Origin of the sequence: Eoetvoesiella sp. (genome assembly GCF_035555955.1) — a bacterium.
Taxonomy (GTDB): Bacteria; Pseudomonadota; Gammaproteobacteria; order Burkholderiales; family Burkholderiaceae_B; genus Eoetvoesia.
In genome coordinates this window covers 1-11137 of sequence record NZ_DATMGA010000010.1, presented here as the reverse complement: position 1 = coordinate 11137, position 11137 = coordinate 1, and the positions used below count along the sequence as shown (strand labels likewise).

Genomic DNA, 11137 nt, shown 5'->3' with positions numbered 1-11137 from the left:
GCTTACCTTGCTCAGCCTGGGCTATGTGGCGGCCGAGGGCCGCCTGTTCCGCCTGACGCCCAAGGTGCTGGAACTGGGGTTTGCCTACCTGACGTCGCTGCCAGTCTGGACGCAGGCCCAGCCGGTCATGGAGGCCCTGGTCGAAGAGTTGCGCCAGTCCAGCTCGGCGGCGGTGCTGGACGGCAATGAAATCGTATACGTGCTGCGCATTCCGGCGCACAAGATCATGTCGATCAACCTGGGGGTGGGCAGCCGGCTGCCGGCCGACTGTTCGTCGATGGGGCGGGTGCTGTTGGCCGGCCTGGCGCCGGAGCAACTGCGCCAGCGTATTGCCGGCATGAACCTGGTGGCGCATACGCCAAATACCATCGTCGACCCCGAAAAGCTGCTTGCCGCCATCGAGCAAGTGCGGGTTCAGGGCTGGAGCCTGGTCGTCGAAGAGCTCGAGCCGGGCCTGGTTTCCATGGCGGCTCCCATCTACGATCATGCGGGCAGGGTGGTTGCCGCCATCAATATCAGCGGTCACGCAAGCACCAGCAGCGCCGAGCACTTGCTGCAGGTCAGCCTGCCCAGGCTGCTGGCCGCCGCCGCCAGGATCAATATGCTGATGGGGGCGCGCAAATAGTCATAGCTATAAGCAGGATAGCTGCGCCGGGAGGCGTTGCGCGAAACAAAAAGGCCAGCCCGATTTTCAGGCTGGCCTTTCTATTGCGCCAATAATACACGGCGGCGTGATCGGCGAGGGAAGACCTTGGCCTGCTGAAGCGCGCAGTGCGCGCTTCACGGCGCAGGATCCGCCCGGCCCGGAATCAGACGTCGAAGAACACGGTTTCGTCGGGGCCTTGCAGATATACGTCGAAGGTGTAGACCACCTTGCCGTCTTTTTCGCTGCGCTGGGCGACCAGGGTTTTACGGCGTTCGACCCATTCGATGCTGGTCAGGTCGGGATCGGCGGCATTGGCTTTTTCCTCGTCGGAAAAATAGATGCGGGTGCTCAGGCCGATGTTGATGCCGCGGGCCACGATCCAGACATTGATGTGCGGGGCCATGGGCTTGCCGTTGCGTCCGGTGACCGAACCGGGTTTGATGGTTTCGAACGTGTAGATGCCGCTTTCGAAGTCGGTGCACGCGCGGCCCCAGCCGCGGAAGCTCTCGTCCAGGGGCTTGTCGGCCTGCTGGTCGGCGGGGTGGTTGTAGCGGCCGGCGGCGTTGGCCTGCCAGATTTCGAGCAGGACGTCCTTGATGACGGCGCCGCTGCCGTCGATGACGCGGCCTTCGATGGTGATGCGCTCGCCCTTGGTTTCGGGCTTGACCAGCACATTGCCGAAGTTGTTTTCAAAGATGTCGAAGCCCGCCTGCTTGGGAGCCAGGCCGATGTGGACGTATGGACCCGCGGTTTGGGAAGCGGTTTCCTTCAGGTAGACGGGGGTGCTGATGTCGCTCATTATTTGGCTCCTTGGACATAGTTCTCGAACAAGGTCGCGCGCGATCCGCGTACCACGATGTCGAAACGGTAGGCCATGCTGTCCATGGCCGCGAAGGCATTGCGATCCAACTGGGCGATGAGGCCGCGCACGGACTCTTCGTTGTTGATGGAACGCACAATGGGACAGCCCGGAATGAGGGGATCGCCCTGGAAGTACATTTGCGTGATCAGGCGCTGCGCGAAACCCGATGCCTGGATCGAGTAGTGGATGTGGGCGGGGCGCCAGTCGTTGATGTTGTTGCGCCAGGGGTAGGGGCCCGGCTTGACGGTGCGGAAGAAGTAGTAGCCGTTCTTGTCGGTGAGCATGCGTCCGCAGCCGCCGAAATTGGGGTCGATGGGGGCGACGACGTAGCGGTCGTTCTTGTGGCGATAGCGGCCCGAGGCGTTGGCTTGCCAGACTTCGATCAGCGCGTTGGGCACGGGCTTGCCGTTTTCGTCGCGCACGAAGCCGTGAACCAGGATGCGCTCGCCGTTGGGCATGCCGTCTTTGGCGTAGTTCAGGATAAGGTCGTTATCCAGGGGGCCGAGTTCGTCGGGGCTGAATTGCGGCCCGGTAATATCGGACAGACTGTTCGACAGGGAGATCAGGGCTTTCTGGTTGGAGCGCAGAACGCTGGTTTTGTAGCCGGGCGTATAGGCGGCCGGATGAATGGTCCGGTCGCGCTGATAGAACTCGCCGAATTGTTCGGTTGGGGTGGTCATGGGAATTCTCCTGTGGATTCTGCCTGCGTCGTCCAGCGACTCAGTGGCCGAATGATAGGACTAAAAAATATTCATGTAAATTGAATTAACATGCATTATTCAATAATCTGAAGTTATGGAATCATGAAAGTCGACAATTTTGCGAACCGCATCCGGCTGCGGCATATCCAGTGCTTCGTCGCGGTGGCGCAGGAGCAGCATCTGGGCAAGGCGGCCGACAAGCTTTTGCTGAGCCAGCCTGCCGTCTCCAAGACCCTGCACGAACTGGAGAGCCTGGTCGAAGCGCGCCTGGTCGAGCGGGGCCGCTTCGGCGCGCGACTGACGCGCGATGGGCAGACATTTCTTACCCATGCCGTCTCGGTGCTGGATGCGCTGGACGGCGCAAGGCGCGCCGTGGGCGCCGACAGCGAAACCCAGCACGAAGCGGTTTACGTAGGGGCCCTGCCTACCGTGGCGCCCGATTTGCTGCCGCCAGCGCTGGCCGAGTTCCGCCGCGCCCGGCCTGGGGTCGGGGTGGATATCCAGGTGGCGGCCAACGCGCCGCTGCTCGACAAGCTGCAGGCTGGCGAAGTGGATTTCGCCCTGGGAAGAATGGCCGACCCCAAGATGATGGTCGGCGTGTCGTTCGAGCTCTTGTACGTGGAGCCGCTGGTGGTGGTGGCGCGTAAGGGCCACCCCGTTCTCGCCCAGACCGGCCTTTCGCTGAACGAGGTCATCCAGTATCCCCTTATCGTGTCCACCAAGGGCACGGTGCCTCGCCACAACACCGAAAGCCATCTGCAGGCGCGCGGGCTCAAGCTGCCGGCCAGCTGCTTCGAAACCCTGTCCGTATCGATCGCCCGGCTCATCGCCCTGCAGTCCGATTCCCTGTGGTTCACCCCCATGGGGGCGGTGCGCGAAGACGTCGATATGGGCCTGCTGCAGATATTGCCCGTGCAACTGGAAGGCACGGAAGAGCCGGTGGGGCTTTTGCATCGCAGCGATACCAGCCTGGGGCCGTCGGCCAAGACCTTGATGACCATACTTCGGGAAACCGCCGTGCTGCGCCGGGCCCCTGGGACGTCGTGGCGATTGGCTGATTCGCCGCGTTGACAAAGGCAAGGGCCGACACTAATCTGTTACATCATGTTCTTTACGCGAATAAATGTTTATTCCAAGAACTTTCGCCCCTTGCCTTGGCGGTTTTTGATCGCCAGGGTAATACCGGCCCGGATCGGGCATAACGATAATAGATAATAGCCAGGAGAAATTTCCATGCAAATGAAGAAATCACTGATCGCCGTCGCCTTGGCGTTCGGCGCGGCCGGCGCCGCGCATGCGGCCAACGACCTGAAAATCGGCATGGTCCTGCCCATGTCCGGCCCGTTTGCCGGCTATGGCCAGCAAATATTGAACGGCGTCCATTTGTACATGGCCGAGCATGGCGACAAGATCGGCGATCGCAAGGTCGAGCTCATCGTCAAGGACGACACCGGCGTGGCGCCCGAGCTCAGCAAGCGCGCCGCGCAAGAACTGGTTGTGAAGGACAAGGTCGACATCCTGGCCGGCTTCGGCCTGACGCCTTCGGCGTTTGCCGTGGGGCCTTTGTCGGCCCAGGCCAAGATTCCCATGGTGGTCATGAACGCCGCCACGTCGTCGGTCACCGAAAAATCGCCGTACATTGTGCGCACCTCCATGACCCTGCCGCAAGTCAGCGCTCCCATCGCCACGTGGGCGCTGAAAAACGGCATCAAGACCGTCTATACCGTGGTGGCCGACTACGGCCCTGGCCACGATGCCGAAAAGCAATTCGTCAAGACCTTCACCGCGGGCGGGGGGAAAATCGTGGGCGAAGTGCGCACCCCGGTCAAGAATCCCGACTTTTCTCCCTTCCTGCAAAAGGTCAAGGACACCAAGCCCGATGCCGTCTTCCTGTTCGTTCCGGCTGGCGAGCAGGGCGTTGCCTTCCTGAAGGGCTATAAAGAACGCGGCCTGGCCAAGGACGGCATCAAGCTGATTTCCACCGGCGACCTGACCGACGAAGACGTGCTGGACGCCATGGGCGAAGCGGCGGTCGGCGTCGTTACCTCCTTCCATTATTCCGAAGACCACAAGTCGCCCGAGAACAAGGCCTACACGCAGGCGTATTACAAGGCCTATCCCAACAAGCGCCCCAACTTCATGTCGGTGGCTGGCTACGACGGCATGCATCTCATCTATGCCGTGCTCAAGAAAACCGGCGGTGACGCCACGGGCGACAAGTTCATTGCCGCTGCCAAGGGCATGAAATGGGAAAGCCCGCGCGGCCCCATCACCATCGATCCCGAAACGCGCGACATCGACCAGAACATTTATATCCGCAAGGTCGAGAAAGTGGGCGACAAACTGCAGAACGTCGAATTCGACGTCATCCGCGACGTCAAGGATCCGGGCAAGCAGAAGTAATTTGCGACTTAGCGGCGGTGTCGAATCGACCAGGCCAGCCATAGGCCCAGCAGCGGCAGTACCACCATTCCCGGAATGAAGGCCGCGCTGGTGCCCAGGCTGTCCAGCAGTTGGGCGACGATGCCGACGCCGATGGACTGGCCCAGGAACAGGCTGCAGGCAAACAGCGACACAGCCGTGCCCCGAGCCTGCACCGCCATCTGTGTGGCGTTGGCCTGCAGGGTATTGTGCATCATGTAGAAACCGAAACCCGCCAGCGCGCAGGCGGGTATCGACCACGTCCACGAGGGGGCGAAGGCCAGCACGCCGAAGCCCGTGGCCATCAGGGCGCCGCCGCACAGCACCATGCGCGGTTCGCCCAGCCGCGCCACGATGCGGCGCGCGCTCATGGCGTAACCCAGCCCGCCCAGTCCATACAACACGACGACGCCTCCGGCCATGGTCAGCGACAGGCCGAAACGTTCGTGCAGGTGCACCGGAATGAAAACAAAAGCGCCGTAGGCGACGCAGCCTTCGATCAGCGCCGCCAGCAATATGCGCCGGGCCCAGGGTGTGCGCAGCACCACCATCAGTTGCGCCCCGTAGCCCTTGCGATCCGCCTGGGCGGCGGCGCCGGGAACCGGCGGCAGGCGGCGCGCCATCAGGGTCGCCACGGCGCCGAACAGCAAGGTCAGCAGCACGAAGCCAGTCCGCCAGCCCAGTGTGTCGGCAAGTATGCCGCCCGCCCATTGGCCGCAGATCATGCCCATGATGGTGGCCGTGAGAAACTTGGCCAGCACCTGCTGCCTTTGCGCATAGGGAACCGAGTCGCCGATGTGGGCCATGCTCAGCGGCACGATGCCGGCGGCCGCCGCGCCGGCCAGGAAGCGCAGGCCTGTCAAGATGGAGAGGCTGGGTGAAAAGGTCAGGGCAAGATTGATGAAGGCGGAAACCGCCACCGCCAGGCAGATGACGCGCTGCTTGCCGTAGCGGTCGCCCAGCGGTCCGTAGACGAGCTGCAGGACGCCGTAGGCGATGGCGAACATCGATACCGCGCCCGCCGCGTCGCCGACGCCGGCGTCGAACGATCGGGCCAGTGCGGGCAGCAGCGTATCGCAAAGGCGCATGCCCGCCATGCTGGCGAACCCGGCGCAGGCCACCAGCAGGAATTGCCGGTTGGCGACGGGTCTTGAGTTGTCGCGGGGAATGGAACTGGCCACCTGTGGGCTTCCTTTATGATCGTTGGCTTCTTTGCCCAGTCTGAGGGCTGCCGGGCGCCGGATCAACGGCGGCTCTTTGCCGCCGCGCCGGTGGGCGCAGCCGGCGTGCCTGCCTATTTCAGCGCTGCGAGGAATTCGGCCACGGCCTGGGCGAATGGCTTGGGCTGTTCGGCCACAGCCAGGTGCGACGCGCCTTCCAGTACCACCAGTTTGGCGCCCGGAATATTTGCGGCCATGGTTTCCGACATGGACACGGGGGCGCCTTGATCCAGCGCGCCGGCAATGATCAGCGTCGGTGAGGAGATTTTCGGCAGGCGGGCGGTGGTGTCCACGGTGCCCACGGCGTTGCAGCAGCCGATGTAGCCGTCCTGGTCGGTGCTGGTGAGGCGGCGGCGGAACGCGGCCACCAGTCCGGCGCTTTCCTTGCGGAATTCGTCGTGGAAATAGCGTTCCATGACGGCGTCGGCAATGGCTTCGATGCCGCCGGCGCGCACGGTTTCGATGCGTTGCTGCCAGGCCTGGCGCACCGTGTCGGGATAGGCTGAGGTGGAATTGGCGATGACCAGGGCCTGTACCAGTTCGGGATTGCGGATGGCCAGCTCCTGGCCCACCATGCCGCCCATGGACAGCCCTATCCAGACGACCGGACCGCAGTCCAGCTCTTGCACCAGGCGGGCGGCGTCGGCGGCCAGTTCGGGCATGGTGTACAGCGTGGCGGGGGCGTCGGAGCCGCCGTGGCCGCGATGGTCGTAGCTGACGACGTCGCAGTCGGCCGCCAGGATATTGGCCAGCCAGTCCCACATGGTCAGGTCGCAGCCCAGCGCGTGGCTGAGCACAATGGTTTTGCGCGGCGCGCCGTTGCGAGCCTTGCGCAGGTTGTAGTGCAGGGCGGGCTTGCTGGCCGTGACCAGGTCTTTGCCGTTGCCCGGATGAAAGGCGTCCAGCGGCGACATGGGCTCCAGCGTATAGCCGATTTGCGGACCCACCTCGCGCAGGATTTCCTGGGCGTGCGTAAAGCCCGTGTTGGCGGCAGGCACGCCGGCGTAGATGGCCGTCTGCATGAGGATTTCCTTGAGCTCGTCGGGCGTCAGGCGGGTGTCCGGATCGCCGCCGACCAGGGCCGAGCGCACGTGCAGTTCGAATTCCTCCCAGCGTCCCAGGGCCATGGTGACGGCCAGCACCATGGCGCGGCGGGTTTTCTTTTCCAGCCCCGGCCGGCCCCAGATTTCGTTCCAGGCGAATCGCGTGATCAGGTGCTGGAACTCGGCGTTGAAGTTGGTGGCGCGGGAAACCGACCGTTCTACCCAGGCGTCGCCCAGAATTTCACGGCGGTTTTTGAAGCCGCGTTCGAGATCGAGGTCGGAGGGATCGTAGCTCATGGTGGTCCTGTCGAGATATGAAGAAAATTTAGGTGTGGAGTCGTGCCGGCATTCGTGCCGCCGCGTATCTGGAGGGCGCGGCGTTGCGATGGCCTGCCTGGGGCCTGTTGACAGGCCCTAATGCATGGCGGCGCGCAGTTCGGGCAGTTGCCGGCGGGCCAGGCTGGCGCCGCAGGCGGTGGCGGCAACGGGGTCGAACAGCGTATGCAGCGTCGCCAGATCGATTTTTTCGCGTAGCTGGGCATCGGCCTGGACAGCGGCGGAAACCACGGTTTCCAGCGTCTTGTTTTCGGCCACGGCCTGGCGGGTAAGCGTTTCCATGAGATGGTGGGCCTGGGGGCGCCCGATGGCGCCGGCCAGGTAGATAGTGACCGTCTCGGCGAAAACCAGGCCTTGCAGGGAGTCGATATTGCGCAGCATGCGGCCGCTGTCGATCTGCAGGCCGTCCATGGCTTCGCGCAGCGCGGCAAGAGCGCCCTGGGTGCTCAGGAAAAGCGCCGGCCACTCGGCCAGCTCGGCCTGCCAGTTGCCGAGGCCGCGCTCGTGCTCTTGCGGCATATTGGCCAGCAGGGCGGCGGCGCGTTGCGGCGTGCGGCCCGCGGCGGCCAGCGCGATCATGGACGAAACGGGATTGCGCTTGTGCGGCATGGCCGACGAGCCGCCGCGCCCCTGGCCGGAAGGCTCGGACAGTTCGGCGATTTCGCCTTGCGCCATCAAGCTGAGGTCTTTGGCGATCTTGCCCAGGCTGCCGGCCAGCACGGCGACTTCGAGCCCCAGGCGCACCCATTCGTCGCGTTGCGTATGCCAGTTGGATTGCGGCTCGGTCAGGTTCAGTTCGGCCGCAACACGCTTGACGACGGCCGGGCCTTTGCCGCCCATGACGGCCAGCGTGCCCACCGCGCCGCCAAGCTGCAGTTGCAGCGAACGCCGGGCTTGTGTGCGCAGTTGCTGGCGCGCGCGCACCAGCGGCGCCGCCCAGCCTGTGAATTTGAATCCCAGGCTGATGACTTGCGCTGGCTGCATCAGGGTGCGGGCCAGGACAGGCGTATCCAGATGCTGTTCAGCTAGTTCGAACAGGCGGTTCGTGAGATGAGTAAGGGTGGCGTCGATTTGCGTCAGGGCATCGCGGGTGACCAGCACCATTGCGGTGTCTATGACGTCCTGGCTGGTGCTGCCCCAATGCACGTGGATGGCGGCTTCCGGGCTGGACGCCGCGACGGCCTTGGTGAGTTCCTTGACCAGCGGTATGGCCATGCTGCCGGCGTGGCGGCTGGCGACGACGATGGCGGGAATGTCGTAGCGCTGCGCATCGCAGTGCTGGGCAATGGCCTGGGCGGCGGATTCGGGAATGATGCCTTCGGCGGCTTGCGCCCGGGCCAGGGCGTTTTCGAATTTCAGCATGGCCTGGATGACGGCCGCGTCGTCGAAGACGTCGATGATTTCCGTGGTGGTAAGAAAGCTGTCGAAAATTGAAACGCTCACGAAGGCTCCGTCTGGCTAGAACATGGCCGCATGAGCGGCCAACGCCACATTGTAACGGGTGCATGCCGCCAGTGCGGCGCATGGGCGCAGCAAGCGGACGTTTTTTATTCCGGCTCGGACGCTTGCCCGGGCCGGGGAGGGAGCTTTCTTTTCGAGAAGGGGGCTAGCGCCTGTTAACACTTTCCAACGCGGAAAGTGTTAACAGGCCCTAAGACGATGCCAGGACGTGGTTGGCCCGGGCGGCAAGGCCGGCTGCGGGGGAAGGGTAGGCGGCGTGGGCTTTGGACGGCCTGCCGCCGGCATTCGGCTTGTGCGCTTGGGGTTGGGAGCGCAGGGCGGAGGGCCGGCCTTCTTTTTGCAGCCCTGTGTTGAGCACGCCGATGGCTTCGCCGAGGTTGTCAGCTTCGGCCGACAGCGCGCGCACCGTTTGGCCCAGTTCCTGCACCAGGTTGGCATTTTGATGCGTCACCCCGTCCATTTGTCCGATGGCCTGGTTGATTTGCAGCAGCCCGCTGGATTGCTCGGCGGACGCCGTGGAGATTTCGGCCATGATAGCGGTGACGCGTTGCACCGACTCGACGATTTCCTGCATGGTGTCGCCCGCGCGCGAGGCCTGTTCGGCTCCCATGGATATCCGCGCGGTGGAGTCGTCGATGAGCGCCTTGACCTCTTTGGCGGCTTGCGAGCTTTTGAGCGCCAGATTGCGCACTTCGCCGGCCACCACGGCAAAGCTTTTCCCGGCCTCGCCGGCTCGTGCCGATTCCACGGCGGCGTTCAGGGCCAGGATATTGGTCTGGAAGGCGATGCCTTCTATCAGCGTGACGATATCCGAAATCTTGTTGGCGCTGCCGCGTATGCCGTCCATGGTGTGGACGACTTCCGAGACGACACTGCCGCCGCGCTGGGCGATCTGCATGCTTTCGTTGGCCAGGCGGGCGGCGGCGCTGGCATTGTCCGCATTCTGCTTGACGGTGACGGTGATTTCCTCCATGGCGGAGGCGGTTTGCTGCAGCGAGGCCGCCTGGCTTTCGGTGCGGGCCGAAAGATGGGTGTTGTTGGCATAGAGGATTTGAGCCGTGTGGCCGGTGGCGTTGACGCCAAGCTGCACATCGCCGCCGATGCTGATCAGGCTTTTGCGCATGATGTCCAGGTAGAAGTTCAGGTTGTCGACCTCGGCGCTGCGGCCCTTCGGCATTTCGGTGGAAAGATTGCCCGCTGCGATCTGCCGCGCCACGCTCGCGGCGTCTTCCAGTGACCCGAGCACGCGGGCGGCAAGCGACCACCCGTAGCCCAGCATGCCGGCCGTCGCCAGGCCGATGCCCGGCCAGACCGCCCATGCCCATTCTTGGGGCACGCCGCCGGTGAAGGCGAAATAGCTGGCGCCCGCGATGGCGGCGACGGCCAGGCAGGACATGCGGAACAGTCCGGCGCGTAGGCTGTTTTGAAAGGGGCGCGCGGCAAGTTCGGGCAGCCGCCGCCATCCGCGGCTGACGCGCTGGCCCGCTTCTACGGCGTAGCCGCGGCTGCGTCCGGCATTGAGGTCGGCGTAAAAGCTTTCGGCCGCGCGGATCTGTTCTTCGCTGGCCTGGACCCGCACCGAGGCATAGCAGGTGACCTCGCCGTTTTCCCAGACGGGGTAGGCGTTGGCCAGCACCCAGTAGAAGCCGCCGTCCTTGCGCCGGTTCTTGACCAGGCCCAGCCAGGGCTTGCGGGCCTTCATGCATTCCCACAAATCGGCGAACGCCGCCGGCGGCATGTCGGGGTGGCGGATGACGTTGTGCGCCTTGCCGATCAGCTCGTCGCGGTGAAAGCCGCTGACTTCGATGAACGCCGGATTGGCATAGATGATGCGGCCTTTCAGGTCGGTTTTGGAGATCAGGTATTGGTCGCCGCGTACTTTCGTTTCGACGTTCGTGATGGGAAGGTTTTTGCGCATGGAAGGCAGCGTGTCCTGTTGATGTCTCGGCGCTTTCCTTGCGGTTCGGCCGGGCCGGCGCGCGGTGGAGAGCGGTTTGTCATGGCTGATGACTTCTTGTTACTGGTGTCTCAAATTCTAGGAGACATTGCCAAGCATGCTTTTGATATAGATCATTGTCTTGAGAGATTGCTACATTGGACCAAGACGTTGTTTTCCGAATGTGGCTTTGCCGCCACCTAAAAATTTATGGTATAGTTTCGTGCTTTGGCGCATTAGCTCAGCCGGTTAGAGCGACGGAATCATAATCCGCAGGTCCCCTGTTCGAATCAGGGATGCGCCACCAGAATTCCTTTTAGCATCAAGACTTTACGGGCTCTTCCCCATTAACGGGGGATCTGGGCATTCAGGCTCTTCCCCATTAACGGGGGATCTGGGCATTCATCAAACTCGGTTAATCACACCATTCCAACCGCACTGAGCCAAGACTCTCATGCGGTAATTCTCAAAATTCCTGAACCCGTACGCTCTGCGTGAGAGCATCTCCATT

At 63.2% G+C, this 11137-nt stretch carries 9 protein-coding genes and 1 tRNA gene; 4 read left to right on the top strand and 6 right to left on the bottom strand.

The genetic code is table 11. The features are described from left to right. A partial coding sequence (locus VNT00_RS01850) for an IclR family transcriptional regulator domain-containing protein (RefSeq protein WP_325583925.1) occupies positions 1 to 625 on the top strand: 625 nt, incomplete at its 5' end. 184 nt (positions 626 to 809) lie between these two features. Here VNT00_RS01850 and pcaG read toward each other — a convergent pair. Continuing rightward, on the bottom strand, positions 810 to 1445 hold the full coding sequence (gene pcaG, locus VNT00_RS01845; RefSeq protein WP_325583923.1) for a protocatechuate 3,4-dioxygenase subunit alpha: 636 nt from the start codon (positions 1443 to 1445) through the stop codon (positions 810 to 812). Further along, entirely contained in the window at positions 1445 to 2188 is a 744-nt protein-coding gene (pcaH, locus tag VNT00_RS01840; RefSeq protein ID WP_325583921.1) for a protocatechuate 3,4-dioxygenase subunit beta, read from the bottom strand. Before pcaH ends, pcaG begins: the two co-directional genes overlap by 1 nt. Before the next feature lie 123 nt (positions 2189 to 2311). Between pcaH and VNT00_RS01835 the strand changes: the two genes are divergently transcribed. Both VNT00_RS01835 and VNT00_RS01830 read left to right on the top strand, forming a co-directional pair. Further along, entirely contained in the window at positions 2312 to 3280 is a 969-nt protein-coding gene (locus VNT00_RS01835) for a LysR substrate-binding domain-containing protein (protein WP_325583919.1), read from the top strand. Positions 3281 to 3442: 162 nt separating this feature from the next. Next, positions 3443 to 4612 (top strand): ABC transporter substrate-binding protein, encoded by a 1170-nt coding sequence (locus VNT00_RS01830; RefSeq protein ID WP_325583917.1) that lies wholly within the window; start codon positions 3443 to 3445, stop codon positions 4610 to 4612. A gap of 8 nt (positions 4613 to 4620) precedes the next feature. On the opposite strand, the gene VNT00_RS01825 is transcribed toward VNT00_RS01830, so the two are convergent. The 4 genes from VNT00_RS01825 to VNT00_RS01810 form a co-directional block, all read right to left on the bottom strand. Then, the gene (locus tag VNT00_RS01825; RefSeq protein ID WP_325583915.1) at positions 4621 to 5811 is read right to left on the bottom strand and encodes an MFS transporter; all 1191 of its coding nucleotides are present in this window, start codon (positions 5809 to 5811) and stop codon (positions 4621 to 4623) included. A 113-nt stretch (positions 5812 to 5924) separates the two neighbouring features. Next, positions 5925 to 7190, bottom strand: coding sequence for a bifunctional 4-carboxymuconolactone decarboxylase/3-oxoadipate enol-lactonase PcaCD (gene pcaCD / locus VNT00_RS01820; RefSeq protein ID WP_325583913.1), 1266 nt, complete (start codon positions 7188 to 7190; stop codon positions 5925 to 5927). 117 nt (positions 7191 to 7307) lie between these two features. Next, on the bottom strand, positions 7308 to 8672 hold the full coding sequence (gene pcaB, locus VNT00_RS01815; RefSeq protein ID WP_325583911.1) for a 3-carboxy-cis,cis-muconate cycloisomerase: 1365 nt from the start codon (positions 8670 to 8672) through the stop codon (positions 7308 to 7310). A 208-nt stretch (positions 8673 to 8880) separates the two neighbouring features. After that, complete coding sequence (locus tag VNT00_RS01810; RefSeq protein ID WP_325583909.1) at positions 8881 to 10608, bottom strand: methyl-accepting chemotaxis protein; 1728 nt, start codon at positions 10606 to 10608, stop codon at positions 8881 to 8883. A 248-nt stretch (positions 10609 to 10856) separates the two neighbouring features. On the opposite strand from VNT00_RS01810, the gene VNT00_RS01805 reads away from it, so the two are divergent. Then, positions 10857 to 10933, top strand: a tRNA-Met gene (locus VNT00_RS01805). The last annotated feature ends 204 nt before the right edge of the window (positions 10934 to 11137 follow it).

What these genes read in the sequence shown, in the direction of transcription:
- pcaG (WP_325583923.1), bottom strand. Translation starts at nt 1,445, where the DNA reads ATGAGCGACATCAGCACCCCCGTCTACCTGAAGGAAACCGCTTCCCAA.
- pcaH (WP_325583921.1), bottom strand. Translation starts at nt 2,188, where the DNA reads ATGACCACCCCAACCGAACAATTCGGCGAGTTCTATCAGCGCGACCGG.
- VNT00_RS01835 (WP_325583919.1), top strand. Translation starts at nt 2,312, where the DNA reads ATGAAAGTCGACAATTTTGCGAACCGCATCCGGCTGCGGCATATCCAG.
- VNT00_RS01830 (WP_325583917.1), top strand. Translation starts at nt 3,443, where the DNA reads ATGCAAATGAAGAAATCACTGATCGCCGTCGCCTTGGCGTTCGGCGCG.
- pcaCD (WP_325583913.1), bottom strand. Translation starts at nt 7,190, where the DNA reads ATGAGCTACGATCCCTCCGACCTCGATCTCGAACGCGGCTTCAAAAAC.
- VNT00_RS01810 (WP_325583909.1), bottom strand. Translation starts at nt 10,608, where the DNA reads ATGCGCAAAAACCTTCCCATCACGAACGTCGAAACGAAAGTACGCGGC.